The following is a 22,094-nucleotide window of genomic DNA, read 5'->3' as shown; positions in this document are numbered from 1 at the left end:
GAGCTTGTTCTTCTTCAGGATCGAGATGGCCGCGTTGCCGAGACCGTCGTTGGCGGCCAGCACGCCGTCTATCTTGCCGTCACCGCCCGACACGCCGGGCGCGAGCCAGGCGGTCATCCCAGGGGTACGCGGGCCACGCCGGGCCCGATGAGGCTGCCCAGCCAGAGCTGGTCGCCGTGCTGTCGTACCCCGGTGATCATCCAGTAGTTCCCGGCCGGGCCGTGCAGCGTACGACGGACCGTGCCCTCGCCGTCGACCAGCGCGACCAGCCCGTAGCGGCGCGGCTGCGGCTGCATCGCGTCGGGCAGCAGAGCGGCGAGCTGGCGCAGCCGCGGGTGCGGCAGCAGCCGTTCGGCGATGGGCACCCGGGGGCTGGGCAGGGCGATCCAGTACGTCCCGTCGCCCACCGCGGAGAGATTGTCCGGGTACGCGGGCAGGTCGGCGAGCACCCGCACCCCGCCGCGCAACTCCACGCGGAGCAGCCGGTGGGTGGTGGTCTCGACCAGCATCAGCGCCGACTCGTCGGGGGTCAGCGCGATCCCGTTGGGGAAGTAAAGGCCGTCGGCCACCACCTCGGTGCGTCCACTGCCCGGGTGGTGGGCCAGCACACGGCCGTTGGGGCGGTGCTCCAGCAGGTCCCGCTTCCAGTGCGAGACCGGGAACCGGTCCGACGAGTCGGTGAAGTAGACGGTGCCGTCGCGGGCCACCGTCGCGTTGTTGGCCAGGTGCACCGGCGGCGCCGTGCCGGTCAGCTCGCGGACCGCCCCGTCCGGCGTGACCCGCAGCAACCCGCGGTACGCGTCGCACACGATGAGCGCCTCCCCGGACGGATCCGCCTCGATGCCGAGCGGCCGGCCGCCGGTCTCGGCCAGCAGCCGGGGTTGGGTGCCGGCCGGCGCGTCGGCCGGCCACCACCAGATGTTGCCGTCCTCGTCGCCGCTGATGACCCGGCCGCTCGGGTCGACAAGCACGTCCTCCGGCCCGACGGCCCCCGGGGGGAGGGGCAGGAGGTCGACCTGGTCGAGCCGGCGGTCCGTGGCCGCCCACACGCCGTTGAGCGGAGGCGGGACGGTGGCCGGTTCGCGGACGGGACGGATCAGCCGTGGCGGCCGGGGCCGGGGGATCACCATCGGGTCATTCTCCACCGCCGATGCCCTGTCGACCTGGAGCGCCGTGCACGCGGCGCGGCACCTGGCCGTTCGGCCGACCGCGAGGGCCCTGGCCTCCACCCCTAGGGGGATGAGGGGCACATCGGGGGATGACCCTGGGCGTACCCGGGATCACTCCGCGGAGGGGCGAAACTGTCGGTGGTGGGGGCTAGATTTCACCTCATGGAAGAGCGCAGCGACCGGATCGACGTGCAGGTCATCGTGGGTGACCAGGTGGTCCAGGTGCGGGTGGCCGGCGAGGTCGACATCGCCACCGTTGCCGCCTTCCGGTCCGCTCTGTGGTCCGCGCCGGCACGGCCGGTCGTGCAGCTGGAGATGTCCGGGCTGCGCCTGCTCTCCGCGGCCGGGGTGCGCGCGTTGCTCGCCGCGCACCTGCGCGTCCGGGCCCGGGGCGGCGAGCTGGTCCTGGTCGATCCCACCCCGGTGGTGGCCCGGGTGCTGCGCGCCACCGGCCTGCACCGGGTGATGCCGATCCTCGAGCCCGGCCGGGTGGTCGAGGCCGCCCGTCGTCCGGTGCCAGCCGATCTGGTCGAGGCCGCCCGTCGTCCGCCGGCCGCGGCCGGCGGCCTGGTGCTGGCCGCCTGACGCTGACCGCGGTGTGAGCAGGGGCCCCGTCCGAAACGCGGACGTGCGCACGCCGACCAGCGGTCTGACGCCGGCAGCGGGCGCGCTCAGGGGCCGCCCGGCATCGAGCCGAACGACCCCTGCCACGTTCGATCAGCCCACGCCGAGCAGGTCGACGACGAAGATCAGCGTCTCGCCCGGCTTGATGACGCCGGCAGCGCCGCGGTCGCCGTACCCCAGGTGCGGCGGGATGGTGAGGCGGCGACGGCCGCCGACGCGCATCCCCGCCACGCCCTGGTCCCAGCCGGCGATGACCTGACCGCCGCCGAGCGGGAACTCGAACGCCTCGCCCCGGTTCCAGGACGAGTCGAACTCGCCGCCGGTGGAGTGGGACACGCCGACGTAGTGAACGCTGACCAACTGACCCGGCTCGGCCTGCGGGCCGTCGCCCACGGTGATGTCCTCGATCACGAGGTCGGCCGGCGGCGCACCCTCGATCGGACCCACCTCGGGCTTGCCCGATCGGGCGCCTGCTGCCTGGTTCATGCGGGGATCTCCTGCCGTGTTGGGTGATGTGTCCGGTCACCGTCGATCCTGCCGGATAGCGCGTCACCGATGTGCGGCGGACCCGCCACCTGCCCCGACGCGCCCGGACCCGACCCCGGATCACCGAACTGGGGTACGCGTCTCGGCGGGCGTCACCGGTGGTGACGCCCGCCGTGCGACGGTGCGGTGGTGCTCACCGCAGCCAGGGCACCCGCGCGACGATCGGCAGCTTCGCCCAGAGCTTCCCGAGGCCCCAGGTGTCGCCGGCGTCGACCAGCGCCAGGACCGCGAGCACCGCGGCGTAGATCAGGTGGTCGTCCATGAAGAGGTTGTTCTCCGGAGGCAGGACGGCGGTCCACATGAGGACCAGCAGCAGCCCACCGGCCACGGCCGCGACTCGCATACCGACGCCGAGCAGGAGCGCGATGCCGATCCCGGCGAGGCCGGCCATGAACAGCCAGTCGGCCCAGGCGGCGCCGGCGATGCCGGTGTAGACGTCCTTGAACGGGCCGGCGACCCCGAAGGTGAGGAAGCCCTTGGTGGGGCTGCCCCCGTTGATCCAGGCGTTCTTCGACCCGGTCTCGTGGCCGAGGCCGAACAGCTTGTCGAGGAAGGCCCAGAGGAAGATCCAGCCGAGGGCCATCCGGGTGCCGGCCAGGACGTACCGGGTGGCCTTCTCTCGGGTGGTGCCGGTCGCCGGAGCGGTGGTCTCGGCGGTGGTCCGCTCGATCGTCGCGGTCATGGTGTCCACGTCCCTTCTCTGCCTCGCACCGCGCTTCCCGGTGGCATCTCCATCAGACGCTCGCGGCGGCGCCCTCGGCAGGGCCGACGGACCGCACCGGCCCGGGACCTTGGACCCCCAACGGCCCTGCTGTTCGGGGTGGTCGTCTGGTGGGGCCTCGGCGGCGACCGGCTCAGGGGCGGGCCGGCGCGATCCGGGCCGTCACGTCGAGGTGTGCGGGTTGGCAGCCGGCCGTCGTGGCGAATCGGCGGACCGACTCGTGGACGTGCTCGCGGACTCCGGCGGCGCGGGCGTCGCTGGTCAGGTCCATCCGGACCCACACGTCGGGGCGCGGTGGCGTGCCGGTGAGCACCACCCGGGCCCGGTGCACCCCGGGCGCGCGCAGCAGGTCCCGTTCCAGCGCGCGTACGAGCACCTCACTGGCCATTCGGGTGCGACCGGGCAGGCGTCCGGGGCGGCTCAGCGTGCCCCGCAGGGCCCGGTCGGGTCGGCGTAGCGCCCGGTGCAGCAGGCGCTGGCCGGCGACGGCGGTCAGCAGCCCGCCGACCGCCGCGGCCAGGGTGCTCCAGGGCGTCGCGAGCCGCCACGCGTCCACCAGCCCGCCGCCGAGCAGGACCGCGTCGGGGTCGCCGAACGGCAGCGTGCCGGAACCGGCTGCCAGCGCGGTCGCACCGCCGGCGACCAGCAGCAGCGCGACGATCGTCCACAGCAGGCGGTGCGCGGCATCGGTCATGCCGGCCGCCGGCGGGGCAGCAGCCGGACGTCGACGTGGTCGGCGCGTGGCGAGGCGAGCTGACGCAGCTCCTGGCGCACGGCGAACTCGACCTCGGCGCGGGCCGCCGGGTCGCCGGTGGCGCGCAACCGGGGTCGCCACCGGTCGCCGTGGCGCCGGACCCGCACCCGGGTTCCGCGTACGCCCGGCACGGTGTCCGCCGCGTCGGTCAGCCGGCGTTCCACGCACCGCCGGTGCAGGTGCCAGCCGTCGCGCGGGTCGACTCGCAGTCGGACCGGCGTCCACCGGCGCAGTTGGGCGGTCAGGACGAGCAGGCCCAGCAGCGCGGCGGCGGCGGCCGCTGCCCGTACGCCGGGATCGTGCCACCGGGTGGTGGTCAGCGCGCCGTACCACCCGGGGCGGATGAGCAGCGGCGTCGGGCGACCCAGCGTGACCAGCAGCGCCTGCGCGGCCAGCAGGACGCCGCCGGCGAGCAGGGCGACGGCCAGCAGCGCGGACGCCACCCGGTTGGCGGTCGCCGTGGTCAGCTCGGGGCGTGCGACCGGTCGGTGCGGCGGGACGTCGTCGGCCGAGCCGGTCACCACCAGGTCCCGCACCGTGATCGTCACCGCTGCCACCGCGCGGCCGGTGCCGGCGAGCACCTGCTCGGCGACCGCCCGGCGGACCGCGTCGGCGACGGCGGGCACGTGGTGGCCGTACTCGATGATGAGGTTCAGGTCGAGGCCCACGGACCGGTCGCCCACGCGGACGGTTGCCGGGCGGACGTCGGACACGCCCGGCACCCGTCCGGCCGCGTCGGCCGCGATCCGCCCGACCTGGGCCGCGCCGGTTTCGCCGGCCAGCGGCTGCGCGGCGGGGCGCGGCCCGCCGCCGGTCGGGTCGGCGTTCGGGGTGGAACGGGTGGGGGTGGGGCGCGGGGGAAGTCTGTGGTGTCGTCCCGCTCGGTCGGCGTTCGGTCGGCGGCGGATGGTCGGATCACCGGCGGGGCGCGGCTGGCGAGGTCGACGCGGGCGCTCCCCCCGGGGTCGGCGAGGACCCGGCCCGCTCGCGGCGAGGGTGCCGAACTGCTGACGCGACATGCGCTGACCTCCCAGCCGGTCCGCTACGGGCGACCTCGCTGGATACACCTCGCCGGGCGTCCTGGAACACGACTCGGATGTGATCCAGGTCACAGGAGCCTGTCGAGCGCTGGCATCGCCCGCCGACCCTTGACAGGCTTCTACAACGGTGGAGATCCATTCGGACTGACCATCCACCGCGGCACCCCGAACGTCTCCGGGTCGGCCCGCCCAGTCCTGGTGCTCGGCGTCGACGCGCCCGGCGCGGGCAACGCGGCCCACCACGACATGGCCGTCACCCGGGGGTACTGGGAGCAGCTCCCCGGGGAACGCCCGCCCGGCCCGGCCGTCCGGGCCGCACCGCCGAGGCGCACACCATGATCGACCGCCTAGACTCGGCGCGGTTCGACCGACCGGCGGATGGATCAGGCAGATGACGAGCAGCGGTGATCGCGGCTGGCTGCGGGCGATGCCCGCCGATGGTGGACGCGACGCGCTGTTCGACCGCGCCGGCCACCGGGTGTACGGGACGTGCCGGCTCAGCGAGCTGGTGCAGGGGCGTCCGCCCGGCGTCACGGGCAGCCAGTGGGGTTCGGCCAGCCGGGCGGCGTTCGACCTCGTGGTCAGCGCCGCCGACACCGGGCGGCCGGTTGTCGCCGTGGCGATCGGTCCGGTCCCGCCTGCCGGGTCGGCCGAGCAGCGCGTCGAGCGCCTCACCGACGCCGTGAGCGCGGCCGTCGGACTGCCCGTGCTGCGCATCGGGTCACCGACGCTGCGGGCCGCCGAGCACGGCCGGCGCCTCGTCGAGTACGTGGTCGACGCGCGCGCCTACGCGGCGGGCGGCACCGGGGACGAGCCCGCTCCGGTGGGCTTCCGCGACATCCTCGGACGGCTTCCGGACGGCCGGACCGGCCCGGTGAACGACCTCGGCACGTTGACCCGCGCGGCGGCGGTCGAGGCGTACGTGGCCGGGCGCCTGGCCGACCCGATCGTGCGCGGGCTGCACGTGCACTGGGCCGAGGGCCCGGCGGAGGGCTGGAGCTGGGTCCAGGTGCGCCCGGACGCCTGCCTGGTCGAGCGGGTCTCGGTGACCGCGCAGCGCTTCTCCTGCGGCGTCGACGCGGCCCGGCTGGCCGAGGACCTGGCGACCGTCGCGGTCGGCGAACGGCTGCGCGCCGTGCGGCCGGACGGCCCGGACCTGCTGGCGCGCGCGGACCTCACCACGGAGATCGTCGCGTTGAGCCGGCGGCGGGACGAGCTGGTGGGCGGTTTCGCGTTCGACCACCTCTGCGCGGACTGACCGGCCACTTTCCCTGCTGAACCCTGCTCCGCACCCGATCCGCTCGGGGGGCGGAGCAAATTTTCCTGTGCGCGGGTTGAACCTTCCCCGTCGCCGTCCCGTACTCCTGCGCGAATGAAGAGGATCTCCCCAACCGCGTCGACCGGACGCGGGAGACGGTGCGGAAAGGGCATCGTCGGCCATCGACACGTTACCGGGTAGGTCGCGGTGGTCGCCGCCGTGGCGTGCCATCTCACATCCGTCGGTCCGCCGAGGGCAGGAATCCACTACCGGATCGAGAAGGAGAGCAATTCGATGCGCAGGTCCACTCGGGCGCGCCGGTCACCCGGCATCGCGCGGAGCAAGCGTCTGCTGGCCGTTGTCGGCACGCTCGTGGTCTTCGGCGGAGTAGTCGCCGTCACCCAGATCTCGTCGGCCCAGGACCGGCGGACGAACAAGCCCCGGCCAGCCGCCGGGCAGTGCGTGGAGCCGAGCCCGGGCTCGACCGCGCCGAGTGGCGCCTCGACCAGCCGCACCTGGCAGAACGGTCGGTGGGTGCGTAACCACTGGGGTGACGGTCAGGAGTCGGTGGCGGAGTGCGAGGACGCCAAGGACGGCACGGTGGGCACCGGCTCGGCCGTCGCCTGTCCCGATGTGGCGGCCAAGCTGCCGCAGGTGCCGGATCGGGCGCGAGCCGAGGTCGACCGTAATCTCGCACAGTTGCAGACCCAGATCGCCGAGGCCGATCGACGGCTGGCCGCCGAGGGCAACAAGGGCGCCGATTTCATCCGCAGTGCGATCCTGCAGCCGCTGGCCGGAAAGCGTAAGGCGGTGCTGGACCGGATCACGACCGCTATCGACCGGGTCGGACCGCGTCCGCAGGGTTTGGCGCAGCTCGCCGAGTGCCAGGTGCAGCCGACCGGTAACAACAACGGCGGCAGCACCGGTGGCGGGAACAACAACGGTGGGAACACCGGCGGTGGCAACAACAACGGTGGGAACACCGGTGGCGGAAACACCGGCGGTGGCGGAAACACCGGCGGCGGCAACAACAACGGCGGGAACAATGGCGGCACCGCCCCGGGCGCGGGGCTCGGCGTGCTGGCCAACAACTGCGACGAGAGCCAGTTGCAGCCGCACAACGGTTTCCAGAACGGCAACCGGTGCGTGAGCACCGAGTTCGGTGAGGTCGGCGCCGCCGCCAACAACCCGTCGCTGCTGATCACCCAGTTCCCGCAGCAGGTCGGCCGCAACCAGCCCTTCACCCTGCGGGTCAGCACCAAGAACCTGGTCCGTGACCGCTTCCTCGCGGCCGGTCAGGGTGGGTACTACGTGGAGAGCTCGCTGCTCAACGCCCAGGGCCTGGTCCGGGGTCACTTCCACACCGCCTGCCGGATGCTGGACAGCCTGACCGCGCCGCCGGAGCCGCAGGAGGTGCCGGCGTTCTTCGTCGCGACCGAGGACGGTCGCGGTGGCGCCCAGCCGGACGACGTGACCATTCAGATTCCGGGCCTGCCGGAATCGGGTACGGCGCAGTGCTCGGTCTGGGCCGGTGACGGCTCGCACCGTCTGCCGATGATGGAGCGGGCGAACCAGACCCCCGCCTTCGACTCGATCCGCATCAACGTGAACTGATTCGACAGTCGGCCGGCCAGTCGGGGTGGACAGCCCCGGGTGGCCGGCCACGCACACAGCGACGGGGTCCTGCCGTTTCCGGCGGGACCCCGTCGCTGTTGCCGTGTGTCAGCGGCTCTTGTACGCCTCGACGACCTCGACCGGGATCCGGCCCCGCTCGGAAATCTTGTAGCCGTTCTTGACGGCCCATTCCCGGATCGCCCGGTTCTGCTCGCGGTCCATTCCGGCGCCGCTGGGTCGCCCCGGCCGCCGAACTGTCCGTGTGTTCTCCGCCGGGCCCCGACCGATCCGCCGACCCGCATTGATGTACGGGTCCAGCGCCTTACGCAGGACGCCGGCATTCTCGTCCGAGACGTCGATCGTGTAGGCCACGCCGTCGAGACTGAACTCGACCGTCCGGTCGGCCTTCCCGCCGTCGAGGTCGTCGGTCAGGACCGTGATTACTTTTCTCGCCATTGCCGATTACTCCCTGTGTGTGGCGGGATGTGTCCAAAGTCTGACCTACCACCCGGGGAATCCGCAACAATATGCGTCCCATTCATTCGGCGCGTCGCGATTGAGTGGCGCACAAAACCGCGAACCGACGCGGAATCGCGGGCGTTGCCGCCGCGTCAATCGGTAAGCAGGCCGGCGTGGCCGGCGATGGCCGCCGCCTGCGCGCGGTTGGAGACCCGCAGCTTGCGCAGCAGCGCGGCGGTCATCCGTTTCACCGTCCGTTCCGAGACGTGCAGTTCCTCGGCGACGTCGACGGTGCTCATGTGGCTGGCCGCCATCGAGCAGCTCAAGGAGGACGGCCTGGAGGACATGCCGGTGCCGGACGCCTTCCCGGATTCCGGACAGTTCACCGACGAGTTCGGCTACACCTACCTGGGCTTCTCCTCCGGCACCGACGCCGCCCAGGGGCGCTGGGCGTCCGGGCCCGCGCCGGACGGCAGGGGCGAGTTCCGCTACGACGACAATCCGCGCGCGAACGCCCCCGAGCCGGTGCTGCCGCCCGGTGACCCGCGGCTGTACGGCACCAACCCGGGCATGGCCGGCAGCGCCGTGGACACCGTCACGAGCAAGCTCACCTGAGATCGTCTCGTCGGGTCGCCCGCCCCGCACGGGACGGGACCGGCCCACCCAGGAAACGAGAGGGAGAAGCGCATGTCCGTCGTCGCGCCCGTCCGGGACACCGCCGTGGTCCCGCTGTCGCGTACCCGGGTGAAGCTGGCGGTCTGCACGGTGTTGACCGCGCTCGCCGTCGGTGTCGGGCTGCCCGCCCGGGTGGTGCTCGCCCTGTCGTTGACCAGCCTGGCCATTCCCGTCGCCGTGGCGCTTGCCGGCGGCATCCGGGCGGTCCGGGAGCTGGTGCTGCCGATTCGCCCGCCGGCACCGGGCAGTGGTCTGGGTCACACCTCGGAACAAGGGGAACGCTTTGTTACTTGAGTGAGACACGCTCAACTCAACGCGATAGCAGGTGTTCGATGGCAACTCTTCCGGTACTTCCCCTGACCGACGCCGTGCTGCTGCCCGGCATGGTCATCCCGGTGACCCTCGACCCGACCACCCAGGCCGCCATCGACGCGGCCCGGACGACCGGCGACCGCAAGCTGCTGGCCGTGCCGCGTATCGACGGCGAGTACGGCCCGGTCGGCGTGGTCGCCACCATCGAGAAGGTCGGCCGGCTGCCCGACGGTGAGCCTGCCGCCGTGGTCCGTGGCCTGTCCCGGGCCCGGATCGGCTCCGGCGTGCCCGGCCCCGGCGCGGCCCTCTGGGTCGAGGCGACCGAACTCGACGAACCCGCTCCCGCCGGCCGTGCCCGGGAACTCGCCCGCGAGTACCGCGCCCTGGTGACCTCCGTGCTCCAGCAGCGAGGCGCCTGGCAGGTCATCGACGCGGTGGAGCGGATGACCGACCTGTCCGAGCTGGCCGACTCGGCCGGCTACGCGCCCTGGTTGACCCTGGACCAGAAGACCGAGCTGCTCGCCGCGCCGGACGTCACCGCCCGGCTGGAGCTGCTGGTCGGCTGGGTCAAGGCGTACCTGGCCGAGCAGGAGGTCACCGAGCAGATCAACAGCGACGTCCGCGAGGGCCTGGAGAAGTCGCAGCGGGAGTTCCTGCTGCGCCAGCAGCTCGCCGCGATCCGCAAGGAGCTGGGCGAGGACGAGCCCGACGGCTCGGCCGACTACCGCTCCCGGGTGGAGAGCGCCGACCTGCCGGACAAGGTCCGCGAGGCGGCGATGCGCGAGGTCGGCAAGCTGGAGCGGGCCAGTGACGCCTCCCCGGAGGCGGGCTGGATCCGCACCTGGCTGGACACCGTGCTGGAAATGCCGTGGGGTACGCGTACCCAGGACAACACCGACCTGGCCGCGGCCCGGGCGGTGCTCGACGCCGACCACGCCGGCCTGGCCGACGTGAAGGACCGCATCCTGGAGTACCTCGCGGTGCGCAACCGCCGGGCCGAGCGCAACCTCGGCGTGGTCGGCGGTCGCGGCTCCGGCGCGGTGCTCGCCCTCGCCGGTCCTCCCGGGGTCGGCAAGACCAGCCTCGGCGAGTCCGTGGCCCGGGCGCTCGGGCGCAACTTCGTCCGGGTGTCGCTCGGCGGCGTCCGCGACGAGGCGGAGATCCGCGGTCACCGGCGTACCTACGTGGGCGCTCTGCCCGGCCGGATCGTGCGCGCGCTGCGCGAGGCCGGCTCGATGAACCCGGTCGTGCTCCTCGACGAGGTGGACAAGCTGGCCGCCGGCTACGCCGGTGACCCGGCCGCCGCCCTGCTGGAGGTGCTCGACCCGGCGCAGAACCACACCTTCCGGGATCACTACCTGGAGGTCGACCTGGACCTGTCCGACGTGCTGTTCCTGGCCACCGCGAACGTGGTGGAGTCCATCCCCGGCCCCCTGCTGGACCGGATGGAGCTGGTCACCCTGGACGGCTACACCGAGGACGAGAAGGTCGCCATCGCCCGCGACCACCTGCTGCCCCGGCAGCGGGAGCGGGCCGGTCTGACCGCCGACGAGGTGAGCGTCGCCGACGAGGCGTTGGCGCTGATCGCGGGGGAGTACACCCGGGAGGCGGGCGTCCGGCAGCTCGAACGGGCGCTGGCCAAGATCCTGCGCAAGGTGGCGGTGACGCTGGCGACCGACCCGTCGCCGGTACGCGTCGACACCGACAACCTCACCGGCTACCTGGGGCGGCCGAAGTTCACCCATGAGTCGGCCGAGCGCACCGCGGTGCCCGGCGTGGCCACCGGCCTCGCCGTCACCGGCGCCGGCGGAGACGTGCTCTTCATCGAGGCGACGAGCATGGAGGGCGAGCCGGGGCTGACCCTGACCGGCCAGCTCGGCGACGTCATGAAGGAGTCGGCGCACATCGCGCTCTCCTACCTGCGCTCCAACGGGCGGCGGTTCGGCATCGACCCGAACGTCCTGGCCGGGCGCCGGATCCACGTCCACTTCCCGGCGGGCGCGGTGCCCAAGGACGGTCCGAGCGCCGGCATCACCATGGTCACGGCCCTGGCGTCGCTGGTCACCGGCCGCCCGGTCCGCCCTGAGTTCGGGATGACCGGTGAGGTGACGCTCTCCGGTCGGGTGCTGCCGATCGGCGGGGTGAAGCAGAAGCTGCTCGCCGCGCACCGGGCCGGCCTCACCGAGGTGATCATCCCGGCGCGCAACGAGCCGGACCTGGACGACCTGCCGACCGAGGTGCGCGAGGCGCTGACCGTGCACACCCTGGCCGACGTGGCCGACGTGCTCGCCCTGGCGCTGCGCCCGGCCGACGTCGAGGCGTTGGACGGTCCGGCGCTCTTCAAGGTCTGACGCTCCGAACCAATGGCCCCCGCCGTCTTCTGACGGCGGGGGCCATTGATGTACGCGCACAGGGGTCTACTGTCTCGCTTGAACCCTCAATCACCTCTCCGCCGCGAGGCGGTTCCCCCGGAGGAAACCCCCGTGAACCTGGTGCTCTGGATCATCCAGATCCTGCTCGCCGTCGTCTTCGCCGGCGCCGGCCTGGCCAAGCTGACCCAACCCAAGGAGAAGCTGCGCGACCGGATGGGCTGGGTCGACCCGGTCCCGCCGACCCAGGTCAAGGCCCTCGGCGCCGTCGAGCTGCTGGCCGCCATCGGGCTCGTGCTGCCCGCCCTCACCGGCATCGCCACCGTGCTCACCCCGCTCGCCGCCGTCGGGCTGGTCATCGTCATGGTCGGCGGCATCCTGGTGCACCTGCGCGACATGAAGACGCGCACCGGCGACCGACGCAAGCTGGAGATCCAGGGCGCGATCACCTGCGTCGTGCTGCTCGTCCTCGCCGCCCTGGTGGCGTGGGGCCGATTCGGGCCGTACTCCTTCTGAGCCTTTCGCCGGCGACCGTCGTACCCCGGCGGTCGCCGGCGGCGCGCTCAGCGCCCCTCGCCGCCGCGGTCGCGACGAACCGTGGCCTTGCGGCCCTTGATGGTGCTGGAGCGCAGCCCGGAGATCACCTCGTCGGCCACCCCCTGCGGCACCTCCACCAGGGAGAAACGGTCGGCGATCTCGATCGAGCCGATGTCCCGGCCGCGGATCCCGGTCTCGCCGGTGATCGCGCCGACCAGATCCTGCGGGCGCACGCCCGCGCGCCGGCCCAGGCCGACGAAGACCTGGACGGTGTTGCCACCGCCCGAGCGGGGCCGACCCCCGCCGCGCCGGTCGCCGCCCCGGCCACCGGCCTCCGGCCGACCCTCGCGCGGGCCGCGCACCGGCGCCTGCGGGATCTCCTCCTCGTCGTCGGAGCCGGGGGACGTCACCTCGTGCGCCAGTTTCACCGCGGCGAGCGCGACCTCCATCAGGTCGAACTCGTCGGTCAGCGTCTCCACGATCACCCGGAACGGGTCCAGGTCGTCCTCCAGCAGGCTCTCCCGCAGCGCCGCCTGGGTCAGCTCCAGCCGGCGGGTCCGCATGTCGGCCACGGTGGGGATCTTGTCGATGGTGATCCGCTGGCCGGTCACCCGCTCGATGGTCTTGAGCATCCGGTGCTCACGCGGCTCGGCGAGGGTGATCGCCACGCCCTCCCGACCGGCCCGGCCCACCCGACCGATCCGGTGCACGTACGACTCCGGCGCCGACGGCACGTCGTAGTTGACCACGTGGGTGAGCTGCTCGACGTCCAGCCCACGGGCGGCCACGTCGGTGGCGACCAGCAGGTCGGCGGTGCCGGCCCGCAGCCGGCCCATCACCCGGTCGCGCTGCTCCTGGCTCATCCCGCCGTGCAGCGCCTCGGAGCGGTAGCCCCGGCCGTTCATCGTCTCGGTCAGCCGGTCCACCTCCTCGCGGCTGCGGCAGAACACGATCGCCGCCGTGGGCGACTCGACGTCCAGGACCCGGCCCAGCGCGGCCGGCTTGTGCGCGCGCGTCACGATGTACGCGCTCTGCCGCACCCGGGGCGCCTCGCCGGCCACCGTCGGCTCCCGGCCGATCTCGATGCGGACCGGCTCGCGCAGGTGCTGGCGGGCCATCCCGTCGATCCGGGACGGCATGGTGGCCGAGAACAGCACCGTCTGGCGCTGCGCGGGGGCGTGCTCCAGGATCGCCTCGATGTCCTCGGCGAAGCCCATGTCGAGCATCTCGTCGGCCTCGTCGAGCACGACGGTGGCCAGGCCACCGAGGCGCAGGGTGCCCCGGGCGATGTGGTCGAGGGCACGACCCGGGGTGGCCACCACCACGTCGACGCCCATGTCCAGGGCCCGTAGCTGCCGCCCGATTGGCTGCCCACCGTAGATCGGCAGCACTCGCGCGCCCAGGTCCTTGCCGTAGCGGTGGAACGCCTCGGACACCTGCACCGCCAGCTCCCGCGTTGGCACCAGCACCAGCGCCACCGGGTCCCCGCCGTCGCGGTGGGCCGTCATGAGGTTCAACAGTGGCAGCGCGAACGCCGCCGTCTTGCCGGTGCCGGTGGCGGCCTGACCCAGCAGATCCCGACCCTCCAGCAGCGGTGGGATAGCCTCCCGCTGGATGGGGGTCGGCTCCTCGTAGCCGAGGGCGGCCAACGCGCCCAGCAGCTCGGGTCGCAGCCCCAGCTCGGTGAAGGCGTACACCTCTTCGGTGCCGGCGGGGGTGGCGTCAGTCGGTGCGTCAGTCGGTGCATCGTGCTGTGCAGGTGCGGAACTCATGTGCCAAGCCTTTCATTCCGCCGTCCGGGCCGCTGCGCCGACCGGCACAAGAGCGCACCCGGGTCAGCCGGCGGCGGTCAGGATCGCCAGCACCATCACCGCCGCGAGGGCCGCGTCGAGCACCCCGCACCACTCGGCGTAGGCGCGTGGCACCACCCGGCCGGTGCGGTGGTGCACCAGGTCCCAGCCTGCGTGCGTCAGCCACCCGAACGCCACCAGCCACGCGGCGGTCCGTCCGCCCGCCGCGACGGCGACCAGCGTCAGGGCGACCCAGGCCGCCAGACCGGCGAGTTGAGTGGCGAGCACGCCCGGCCCGCGCAGCGTCCGCCGGGCCACGCCGATCACCAGGTAGCCGCCGGGCAGCACCAGCATCGTCCACGGGCTGAGCACCCCCGGGTCGACCCACATGTCGACGGTCATCAGCAGCGCGAGCCCGGTCGGCCAACGGCGGGCGAGCGCCACCCCGGCCGGGTGCCGGCGTACCGCCGTCGGTGTGTGGTGCCGGTGGCGGACCGCCACCAGCACCATGGCCGGCACCATCAGCAGGTGCCCGCCGAGCAGCAGGGCGTCGCCGTCCAGCAGACCGGCCCGAAACGGCACGAGCAGCAGCAGGAACGGAACGTACATCGTGGCGGCCATCTCGCCCACCCCACGCCAGCGGTGCCCCCGGTGACGCATCCACACGGTCATGCCGACGGTCATGTTCGTGGCCATCACCAGCGCGGCCACCTCCGGGCGAGCCAACGTCGCGTTCACCCCGAGCAGGGTGCCGGCCGCGTCCCACAGCGGGCCGAGCAGCAGCATCCCGACGAGCATCGCGATCGCCATCTCGCCGAGGTGCCACCACCACCCCCGCCTGCCGCCGGTCGCCGCCGGGACCGGGGGCGCCGGCTGACCGGTCGGCACGGGCGCGGCCGACGGTACGACGGGTGCGGTGTCCGCGTACATCTGTGTCTTGTTCATGCCTCGACCCTGCCGGCGGCGCGGCGGCAAGGGCAGATGCGTCCGTCATCGGAAGATCGTGCGGGCCGCACGGTTCGACCGTGACATCTCGCAGGGGTGGACCGTGCGCGGGGCGGTCCTAGGATCGGTGCGTGCTGAGCGAGGCGGGGACTCCCCGGGCGGACCGCCGGTTGCGCCGGGCCCGCCAGGCGACGCTGCTGTCGCTCGTCACCGGCGTCTGGGCGAGTGTTCTGCTGCCCGCGGTCGGCCTGGCCCGCGAGCCCGATGCGGGCAGGGCGGTGCTCGGCGCGGTCGGCGTTCTCGCCTTCGTGATCGCCCAGACCGCCGTGCTGTACGCGGCCGTGACGCCGTGGCTCGACAGGCGCTGGCGTCGCCGCGCCCACCTGGGTCTGGCCGGGGCGGCGGTGCTGACCGTTCCGCTGGTGGGGCCGGTGGCGGCCGGCGCCTGGCCGACCTGGGCCTGGCTCGGGGCGGCGCTGATCGGCATGGCGCCGCTGCTCGTCCGGCCACCGGCCGCGCTCGCGGTGGCGGCAGCCGTCCTGCTGGTGTCGGTGGCCGTCGCCGGGTGGACCGGTGGTTCCGTCGCCCGCCACCTGGCGGTGACCGGCGGGATCGGGGTGGCCGTCGCGGCAGTCAACGGCTTGCAGGTCTGGTTCTGGGACCTCCTGGTGGACGCCCGGCAGGGCCAGGCGGCGCAGGCCCGGCTGGCCGCCGCCGAGGAGCGGCTGCGCTTCGCCCGCGACGTGCACGACGTGCTGGGCCACCGCCTCACGGTGATCGCCCTGAAGGCCGAACTCGCCGCCCGGCTCGCCCCGGTCGACCCACAACGGGCCGGCCGGGAGGCCGCCGAGGTGCAGCGACTCGCCGCGTCGGCGCTGACCGAGGTACGCGAGACCGTGCACGGCTACCGCGTCGTCGACCTCGACGAACAGCTCACCGCGATCGTGGGGGTGCTGCGGTCCTGCGGCGTACGGTGCACGGTCGGGCCGCCGCCGGCGGACCTGCCGCAGTCCGCCGCCACCGAACTGGCGGCGGTGCTGCGCGAGGCCGGCACGAACGTGCTGCGGCACAGCCGGGCCGACTGGTGCCGGATCCACATCGACCGGGAGGACGACGTGGCCAGGATGACTGTGGTCAACGACGGCGCCGACGACCGGGGCCCGGACGCGCACAGCCACGGCCTGCGCGGCCTGGCCGACCGGCTCGCCGCCGCCGGCGGCGATCTGCGGGTACGCCGGGAGGACGCCGTGTTCACGCTCGAGGCCACCGTGCCGGTGGTGACGTGATCCGCGTCCTGCTCGCCGACGACGAGGACCTGATCCGGGTCGCCGTCGGCGCGCTGCTCGGTCTGGAGCCGGACATCGAGGTGGTGGCACACGCCGCCGACGGGCCGACGGCGGTCACGGCGACGCTCGCGCACCGCCCGGACGTGGCCGTCGTGGACCTGGAGATGCCCGGCCTGGACGGCATCGCGGTCGCCGCCGAACTGGCCCGAGCGCGGCCCGAGTGTGCGGTGGTGGTCCTCACCGGGCACGGCCGGCCGGGTCACCTGCGCCAGGCGCTGACCGCCGGCGCCCGAGGCTTCCTGCCCAAGGGCTCGCCCGGTGGCGCGCTCGCCGACGTGATCCGCCGGGTGCATGCCGGCGGCCGGTACGTCGACCCGTCCCTGGCCGCCGACGCGTTGACGCTGCCGGCGTGCCCGCTGACGCCCCGCGAACTGGAGACGCTGCGGCTGGCCGAGTTCGGCGCACCGGTCGCCGTGATCGCCCGCCGGGTGCACCTGTCCACCGGCACCGTGCGCAACCATCTCTCCGCCGCCGTGCAGAAGCTCGGCGCGACCGACCGTGCCGAGGCGGTGCGGACCGCCCGGGACAACGGCTGGCTCTGACCTGTCGTCACCCCTTTGCTCTGCTTCACCCCACGCAACACCGGGCCTTCGAAAGGCTCGGCTACCGGCAACGCGCCCAGGCGACGAACCGATCGTCGAGATCTGGCGTGGACATGCCGGAATGATGCTCGGCGGCCTCGTCCCTCAGGGCTGTCAGGTGGACCAGCAGGGCCGCTCGGTTCTCGCGGTACTCGCCGAGGAGACTCAGCTTCGCCGCCGAGCAGGGCCAGGCGATCCCGCACGACTGGCACCGCCAGGTGGGACGGGTCGGCAGGTGGGGGAGGGCGCGCCGCCTCACCCGGATGCTCCCGTGCGTGCCGGCCCCCGAGCCGGGCCGCGCTCGGGCCCCACGGACAGCCACCGCAGCCCGTCGCGGAGGACGAACACCTCCCGCTTCGCCACGGCCAGGCCGCCGCGACCCAGCTCGTACCCCTCGACCCACGTCCACCCGTGGTAGGTGTGGCGGTCGGTCAACTCGCGTACGACCCGCAGGGTGAGCGGGCGGACGAACTGCGGACTGGCGGCACGGGTCAGGTACAGAACGTCTCCGACCCTGATCGTGCGGGCATTCGCCGCGACATCCTCTGACACGTCGCGCTCCTTCCGAGGTGGAGGGAGCCGCCCCTGAGCGTCATCCCCAGGGACGGCTCCGTTGCGAACGCGTCCGCCGGGTCTCGGGTCCCTGCCGGCCGCGCCGTTCCACCAACACCCTGCCGACTGTTGCGGCCCAACTACACTGCGTTGCACTATGGCGGTAGGACGTTCGGGATATCCTGGGAGGACAGCGGATGAACCACGCCGTCGTGGAGGCCATGACCCAGTGCGGTGAGACGGCCGACTCCCTCGCCGCTCAAACGGGCGTCGACCCGAAGACCGCCGCCCGCTGGGCAAACCCTGGACGGATCCCGCAGACCCGACACCGCGCCCAGGTCGCGGCGATCCTCGGCCGAGAGGTAACCGAGCTGTGGCCGGACATCCTGAAGCGCCGCGAACCAGCCTGGTTCCGGCCATGGGCCGACATTGAACGTGAGGCCGTCGCTCTGCGCTGGTACGAGCTGGCCTGGGTGCCCGGCCTCTTGCAGACCGAGGCATACGCACGGGCGACACTGGCCGGAGAATCGTTGTCTACCGAGGACGTCGATCATCTTGTGCAGGCCCGTCTCGGACGACAGGGCGTCCTCCACCGCGACCGGCCACCCCTTCTGATCGCAGTGCTGGACGAGGCCATTGTGCGGCGGTCGGCGTACGGCGACCGGGATCTGATGCGCGACCAGTGTGAGCATCTCGTGGCGTGCGCTCAACTCCCGTCGGTGCAGGTCTATGTGGTGCCGACAGTGGTCGGCATGTACCCGGGCCTGGGTGGTCCGTTCATCCTCGCCGAGCTGGAAGGCGGCGGACGCGTCGCCCACATCGACGGACAGGCGCAGGCGCAAATATCTGAGCAGCAGGCAGAAATTGCTACCCTTGACCGACGATGGGAACGCATTCGTGGGGAGGCTCTCTCTCGCGGACAGTCCCTAGACCTGCTCAGGGAAGCGGCATCCTCATGGACCTGATCGGTGCGCAGTGGCGTAAGAGCACCAAGAGCGGCAACAACGGCGGGGCCTGCGTGGAGGTCGCCGACAATCTGCCGGGGGTCGTTCTCGTTCGGGATACGAAGGACCGTGACGGTGGGACGTTGACCTTCGCGCCGGAGGTGTGGCGGGGCTTCGTGGCCTTCGCGCGGGCCCAGCGCTGACCGATGGGACAAGTCAGGCCCTCGTGTCCGAATTGGATGCAATGATGGCTTGATGCCCAGGAAGGTCGCGGCGGGCCTGGTCAACCCGGTCCGGGCAAGCGCCGTCGAACTGTTCTTCGACCTCGTCTTCATCTTCACCCTCGGCCGTCTGTCGTCGACCCTGGCCGAGGAGCCCAGCTGGGTTGCCGCCGCGCAGGCCGTGATCTTCCTGCTCGCCTTCTGGACGGTCGTCTTCCTCTGGTGGACGTACTTCTATCGAACGACGAGCAACCTCGCCGTGAAGATCAACGAATCCGCCGACCCGTACCGGGTCAACCTGCGGGCCGGCTACACCCACCTGCTGATGGTGGCGGGCATCCTGCTCACCGGCATCGGCGGGGAGCTGATGCTGAAGGCGCCCGCAGGGCAGATGTCGGCCGGTGACGTGGTCGCGATCCTGGTCGGTCCGCTGCTCTTCCTCGTCGGGCGGCTGATCTTCGAGGCATGGGTGTTTGGCCAGCTGACCAAGTACTGCCTCACGGCTGTGGTGGGCTGCCTGATCCTGAGCCCGGTGGCGGCACAACTCCCGCCACTGGCTGTGGGTCTGCTGGGCGCGGCGACCATCACCGCCGTCGCCGCGTTCGACCTGACGATCCGAGCGCGGGTCATGGGCGCGGTCAACCCGACGGCCGCCGGCGGGGCCAGTCACCTGTACGGCCGGGACCGGTGACGCGTTCGGGCTAGCGTGTCTGCGTGCGTACGGTGGAATTGGTCTGCTCGCCCGGGTTGGACGCCGCGATCCGGACGGCCTGGGTGCGGTTGGCGGCCGCCGGGTTGCCCAGCCTGGCCCGCAACATCCATCCGACGAACCGGCCGCATCTGACCATGGCGGCCGTGGACGAGTTCCCGCCCGGTGTCGAGCACCGCCTGGCCGAGTTGTTCGACGCCGCGCTGCCGGTGCCGGTGACGCTCGACCGGGTCGTCGTCCTCGACGGCAGCGCCCCGCTGGTCTGGCTCGTACGGCCCACGCCGGCGTTGACCGCGCTGCACGCCGCCGTCTGGGACGTCCTCGACCAGGCCGACGGGCACCGTCCCTGGCACGCCCCGGGAGCGTGGGTGCCGCACCTCAGCCTGGCGCTGCGGTTCCGCGACGCGGACCTGCGGATGGCCCGCGCCGTGACCGGTGGGCAGCGCCCGACGGGCGCGTTCGTCGCCGCCCGCAGCTACGACGGTACGGACCGGACGGTGACCCCGCTCCGATGACGTCGCCGGCGCTGTTGAAGGGCTCCTTGCGCGATCGGTGGCAGCTGAGCAGTCCGACACGCCGAGGGTCGCACTGCTGAACTGCCACCGATCGCCGAGGCGCTCCCGCGTGCGGCCGACCAGGCCGTTGCGTCAGCGGTAGAAGCGCAGGTAGTCGAATTCGGCGGTGACGGCCGGCTCGGCGCCGCCGTGCGCGACCAGCCCGATCCGGGGGGTGGTGTCGGCCGGGAACGTCCACACCGCGCCCCACGTCCAGGTACGCCCGTCTGAGCTGGAGCCGGCCCGGAACTCGTGCTCCCCGGTGGCCCGGTCGACGTGGTGTGCGAGGCGTAGCCAGGTGGTGGTGGCCGGTGTGCCGACGATGCTGCCGCCGTACACCGGCTGGCCGGCGAAGGGCAGCTCGTAGCCGTACTCGACCTGCCGGGTGTTCCAGATCGCCACCTGGGTCAGCCGGGCGAACCGGTCGTCGTCGACGTAGGCGACCAGCCCGGCCTGCTGGTAGTTGCGGACCGTCTCCTCGCCCAGGTCCAGCGTCACCTTCGTCTCGGCGACGTAGTCACCCTGCGGAGCGTCGCGCAGCAGCACGCCGGCCGTGTTGCCGGTGCCGGTCAGGTCGGCGGCCTGCACGGGCCAGCGCAGCGCCCCGTCGGCGACGGTGGCCGCCGGGTCCGCGCGTACCCACTGCCAGTCGTCGTCGAGCCCGCCGCCGAACTCGTCGGAGTACGCCGGCAGCGGCGCACCGACCCGGGGCTCGGGCACGGCCCGCCTGGCCGGCTGGTACAGCCGCGCCACGCTGACGTTGTCGAACTCGGCCGTGCCGCCGGTGGCCGTCAGCCCGGGTCGGCCGGCGACCGGGCGGTCCAGCCGCAGGGACACCACGGCGAGCTGGTCACCGAGGCGGGCAGGGCTCAGCTCGGCCGTGAGCTGCTGTCCGCGTACCTCGATGGCCAGGTTGTGTCGATCACCCAGGTCGAGCCCGGCGGGCAGCGGCGCGCTGGCCTGGCGGCGGCCGTCGCGGGCGACCAGCCGGCCGGCGGCGGCGTCCACCCGGACCTCGACCCGATCGCCGAGGGTGACCCCGGCGCTGGTCGCGCCGGTGAGCCGCAGGTCGGCCTCCGCGCGCACGTCCCCGCCGACTGTGGTACGGCTGGTGAGCGCGCCGCTGCCGCTGAGCCGGCCGTCGGTGACCCGCCACTGGCCGGCGCGCTGCCAGCCGGTGAGGCTCGCGGTGTCGAAGCGTTCGTCGACGCGGCCGGTGGTGACCGGTGCGGGTCGGGTGCCCTCGGACGGGCCCGCGCCGGCGTTGACCGTCGGCCAGCCGTCGATCCAGTCCAGCCGGTCGAGCAGCATGGGGCGCTCGTTGATGCCGAAGGGCTCGTCGAGGTACGGGTCGGCCCGGTCGATGGCGTGGTAGACGATCCAGTCCTGGCCGGACAGGTCGGTGAGGAACCCGTTGTGCCCGGTGCCGATCCAGCGGTTGCCGTTCTGGGTGAGCACCGGCGTGCCACCGGCCCGGGACGCGGTCAGGGCGACGCCGTCGCGGTCGGTGAACGGGCCGCGCGGGCTGCGTGCGCGTCCGACCTGGACGGAGTAGCCGGTGGCCGGGCCGGCGCAGCAGTTCGCGGTGGAGGCGAACAGGTAGTACCAGCCGTCGTGGCGCAGCACGTAGCTGCCCTCGAACTTGTTGTCGATCGCCACCAGCGTCGGTGCGCCGACCGCGCGCAGGCCGTCCGGGCTGAGTTCGGTGACCGAGATGCCGCCGTAGTAGCTGCCGTAGTAGAGGTAGCTGCGGCCGTCGACGTCGGTGAACTGGCTCGGGTCGATGGTCCACAGCCAGCCGCCACCGCCGCCGGGGCGCGGGGCGACGACGGGCTGGTCGGCGAACGTCCACGGCCCGGCGGGGGTGGGGGCGGTGGCCGCCCCGATCGCGTAGTCGCTGCCCTCGGTGGAGACGGTGGTGTCGGTGACCGTCACGTACATGACCCAGCGGTCGCCGAGGCGGCGGACGTCCGGCGCCCAGTACGCCGCGCCGGGCGCCGCGTAGGGCGGGCGCTGGTCGGGGCCGAACGCGTCACCGACGTACGTCCAGTCGACCAGGTCGGCCGAGCGGGCGGTGGGCACCCGGTGGAAGACGCCCTCGCCCTCGCGCAGCGGGTCGGTGGTGCCGTAGGCGTACCAGAAGCCGTCGTCGCCGCGGACGATCACGGGGTCGGCGAAGGTGTCGCCGACGTCGGCGGAGATCGGATTGCGGTAGCGGGACGGGCCGTCGGATCCGGCGGCCGACGTGGACGGGGACACGGCCAGGAGCAGACCGAGCACGGCGGCGAGCGCGCCGCCGCGGCGGAGATGTCGCATGTGGACCTGCCTCGGGGGAGTGGGCGGTGTGCCCTCCGTTCTTACAACGTTGGATACA

25 protein-coding genes are annotated in these 22,094 nt (G+C 73.1%); 14 read left to right on the top strand and 11 right to left on the bottom strand.

From position 1 onward, the window contains the following. Positions 1-113 precede the first annotated feature (113 nt). Positions 114-1,130 carry an SMP-30/gluconolactonase/LRE family protein gene (locus tag ABZU46_RS17845; RefSeq protein ID WP_354859006.1) on the bottom strand — a complete coding sequence of 339 codons (1,017 nt, stop codon included), beginning with the start codon at positions 1,128-1,130 and terminating at the stop codon, positions 114-116. 201 nt (positions 1,131-1,331) lie between these two features. Between ABZU46_RS17845 and ABZU46_RS17840 the strand changes: the two genes are divergently transcribed. Then, a complete protein-coding gene (locus ABZU46_RS17840) occupies positions 1,332-1,754 on the top strand; it encodes an STAS domain-containing protein (RefSeq protein ID WP_354859004.1) in 423 nt (140 codons plus the stop codon). A gap of 132 nt (positions 1,755-1,886) precedes the next feature. On the opposite strand, the gene ABZU46_RS17835 is transcribed toward ABZU46_RS17840, so the two are convergent. The 4 genes from ABZU46_RS17835 to ABZU46_RS17820 all read right to left on the bottom strand — a co-directional run bounded on the left by ABZU46_RS17835 (position 1,887) and on the right by ABZU46_RS17820 (position 4,833). Beyond that, a complete protein-coding gene (locus tag ABZU46_RS17835) occupies positions 1,887-2,279 on the bottom strand; it encodes an FKBP-type peptidyl-prolyl cis-trans isomerase (protein ID WP_354859001.1) in 393 nt (130 codons plus the stop codon). Positions 2,280-2,472: 193 nt separating this feature from the next. Next, positions 2,473-3,030, bottom strand: coding sequence for a hypothetical protein (locus ABZU46_RS17830; RefSeq protein ID WP_354858999.1), 558 nt, complete (start codon positions 3,028-3,030; stop codon positions 2,473-2,475). Between the two features lie 163 nt (positions 3,031-3,193). Beyond that, positions 3,194-3,754: a hypothetical protein gene (locus tag ABZU46_RS17825; protein WP_354858997.1), complete on the bottom strand. Its 561-nt coding sequence runs from the start codon at positions 3,752-3,754 to the stop codon at positions 3,194-3,196. After that, positions 3,751-4,833 carry an Asp23/Gls24 family envelope stress response protein gene (locus ABZU46_RS17820; RefSeq protein ID WP_354858994.1) on the bottom strand — a complete coding sequence of 361 codons (1,083 nt, stop codon included), beginning with the start codon at positions 4,831-4,833 and terminating at the stop codon, positions 3,751-3,753. The genes ABZU46_RS17825 and ABZU46_RS17820 overlap by 4 nt, the downstream gene beginning before the upstream one ends. A gap of 129 nt (positions 4,834-4,962) precedes the next feature. Here ABZU46_RS17820 and ABZU46_RS17815 point away from each other — a divergent pair, with 129 nt between their 5' ends. The 3 genes from ABZU46_RS17815 to ABZU46_RS17805 all read left to right on the top strand — a co-directional run bounded on the left by ABZU46_RS17815 (position 4,963) and on the right by ABZU46_RS17805 (position 7,726). Continuing rightward, positions 4,963-5,193, top strand: coding sequence for a hypothetical protein (locus tag ABZU46_RS17815; protein WP_354858993.1), 231 nt, complete (start codon positions 4,963-4,965; stop codon positions 5,191-5,193). 52 nt (positions 5,194-5,245) lie between these two features. After that, positions 5,246-6,112, top strand: a complete 867-nt coding sequence (locus ABZU46_RS17810) for a hypothetical protein (protein ID WP_354858991.1) — start codon at positions 5,246-5,248, stop codon at positions 6,110-6,112. A 294-nt stretch (positions 6,113-6,406) separates the two neighbouring features. Next, complete coding sequence (locus ABZU46_RS17805; RefSeq protein WP_354858988.1) at positions 6,407-7,726, top strand: hypothetical protein; 1,320 nt, start codon at positions 6,407-6,409, stop codon at positions 7,724-7,726. Positions 7,727-7,834: 108 nt separating this feature from the next. On the opposite strand, the gene ABZU46_RS17800 is transcribed toward ABZU46_RS17805, so the two are convergent. Both ABZU46_RS17800 and ABZU46_RS17795 read right to left on the bottom strand, forming a co-directional pair. Beyond that, entirely contained in the window at positions 7,835-8,182 is a 348-nt protein-coding gene (locus ABZU46_RS17800; RefSeq protein WP_007460530.1) for an Lsr2 family protein, read from the bottom strand. 155 nt (positions 8,183-8,337) lie between these two features. Further along, positions 8,338-8,484, bottom strand: a complete 147-nt coding sequence (locus ABZU46_RS17795) for a LuxR C-terminal-related transcriptional regulator (RefSeq protein WP_354858985.1) — start codon at positions 8,482-8,484, stop codon at positions 8,338-8,340. On the opposite strand from ABZU46_RS17795, the gene ABZU46_RS17790 reads away from it, so the two are divergent. From ABZU46_RS17790 to ABZU46_RS17775, 4 genes are all read left to right on the top strand, one after another. Further along, positions 8,483-8,800 carry a manganese catalase family protein gene (locus ABZU46_RS17790; RefSeq protein WP_354859010.1) on the top strand — a complete coding sequence of 106 codons (318 nt, stop codon included), beginning with the start codon at positions 8,483-8,485 and terminating at the stop codon, positions 8,798-8,800. The genes ABZU46_RS17795 and ABZU46_RS17790 overlap by 2 nt on opposite strands. Before the next feature lie 72 nt (positions 8,801-8,872). Then, positions 8,873-9,154 (top strand): hypothetical protein, encoded by a 282-nt coding sequence (locus ABZU46_RS17785; RefSeq protein ID WP_354858983.1) that lies wholly within the window; start codon positions 8,873-8,875, stop codon positions 9,152-9,154. A gap of 38 nt (positions 9,155-9,192) precedes the next feature. Continuing rightward, positions 9,193-11,523, top strand: a complete 2,331-nt coding sequence (gene lon / locus ABZU46_RS17780) for an endopeptidase La (RefSeq protein ID WP_354858981.1) — start codon at positions 9,193-9,195, stop codon at positions 11,521-11,523. A gap of 132 nt (positions 11,524-11,655) precedes the next feature. Continuing rightward, positions 11,656-12,057 (top strand): DoxX family protein, encoded by a 402-nt coding sequence (locus ABZU46_RS17775; RefSeq protein ID WP_354858978.1) that lies wholly within the window; start codon positions 11,656-11,658, stop codon positions 12,055-12,057. A gap of 47 nt (positions 12,058-12,104) precedes the next feature. Here the strand turns inward: ABZU46_RS17775 and ABZU46_RS17770 are convergent, their stop codons facing one another. Then, entirely contained in the window at positions 12,105-13,850 is a 1,746-nt protein-coding gene (locus ABZU46_RS17770) for a DEAD/DEAH box helicase (RefSeq protein WP_354858976.1), read from the bottom strand. Positions 13,851-13,913: 63 nt separating this feature from the next. Then, positions 13,914-14,813, bottom strand: a complete 900-nt coding sequence (locus tag ABZU46_RS17765; RefSeq protein ID WP_354858973.1) for a hypothetical protein — start codon at positions 14,811-14,813, stop codon at positions 13,914-13,916. Positions 14,814-14,944: 131 nt separating this feature from the next. On the opposite strand from ABZU46_RS17765, the gene ABZU46_RS17760 reads away from it, so the two are divergent. After that, positions 14,945-16,099 (top strand): histidine kinase, encoded by a 1,155-nt coding sequence (locus ABZU46_RS17760; RefSeq protein WP_354858970.1) that lies wholly within the window; start codon positions 14,945-14,947, stop codon positions 16,097-16,099. After that, on the top strand, positions 16,096-16,701 hold the full coding sequence (locus ABZU46_RS17755; protein WP_354858967.1) for a response regulator transcription factor: 606 nt from the start codon (positions 16,096-16,098) through the stop codon (positions 16,699-16,701). Before ABZU46_RS17760 ends, ABZU46_RS17755 begins: the two co-directional genes overlap by 4 nt. A 294-nt stretch (positions 16,702-16,995) precedes the next feature. On the opposite strand, the gene ABZU46_RS17750 is transcribed toward ABZU46_RS17755, so the two are convergent. After that, the gene (locus tag ABZU46_RS17750; protein WP_354858964.1) at positions 16,996-17,292 is read right to left on the bottom strand and encodes a hypothetical protein; all 297 of its coding nucleotides are present in this window, start codon (positions 17,290-17,292) and stop codon (positions 16,996-16,998) included. A gap of 197 nt (positions 17,293-17,489) precedes the next feature. Here ABZU46_RS17750 and ABZU46_RS17745 point away from each other — a divergent pair, with 197 nt between their 5' ends. From ABZU46_RS17745 to ABZU46_RS17730, 4 genes are read left to right on the top strand one after another with little or no spacing between them, the layout of a single operon-like run. Further along, a complete protein-coding gene (locus ABZU46_RS17745) occupies positions 17,490-18,257 on the top strand; it encodes a DUF5753 domain-containing protein (RefSeq protein WP_354858962.1) in 768 nt (255 codons plus the stop codon). Continuing rightward, on the top strand, positions 18,254-18,439 hold the full coding sequence (locus ABZU46_RS17740; RefSeq protein ID WP_354859008.1) for a DUF397 domain-containing protein: 186 nt from the start codon (positions 18,254-18,256) through the stop codon (positions 18,437-18,439). The genes ABZU46_RS17745 and ABZU46_RS17740 overlap by 4 nt, the downstream gene beginning before the upstream one ends. A 52-nt stretch (positions 18,440-18,491) precedes the next feature. Continuing rightward, positions 18,492-19,148, top strand: a complete 657-nt coding sequence (locus ABZU46_RS17735) for a low temperature requirement protein A (protein ID WP_354858959.1) — start codon at positions 18,492-18,494, stop codon at positions 19,146-19,148. Positions 19,149-19,171: 23 nt separating this feature from the next. After that, positions 19,172-19,681 (top strand): 2'-5' RNA ligase family protein, encoded by a 510-nt coding sequence (locus tag ABZU46_RS17730; RefSeq protein WP_354858956.1) that lies wholly within the window; start codon positions 19,172-19,174, stop codon positions 19,679-19,681. Between the two features lie 132 nt (positions 19,682-19,813). Here the strand turns inward: ABZU46_RS17730 and ABZU46_RS17725 are convergent, their stop codons facing one another. Continuing rightward, positions 19,814-22,036, bottom strand: a complete 2,223-nt coding sequence (locus tag ABZU46_RS17725) for a family 43 glycosylhydrolase (protein WP_354858954.1) — start codon at positions 22,034-22,036, stop codon at positions 19,814-19,816. Positions 22,037-22,094: the final 58 nt, after the last annotated feature.

Origin of the sequence: Micromonospora sp. NPDC005197 (genome assembly GCF_040608295.1) — a bacterium.
Classification (GTDB): Bacteria; Actinomycetota; Actinomycetes; order Mycobacteriales; family Micromonosporaceae; genus Micromonospora.
Note: the sequence above shows the minus strand (reverse complement) of the source record. Positions and strands in the feature narration are given on the sequence as shown.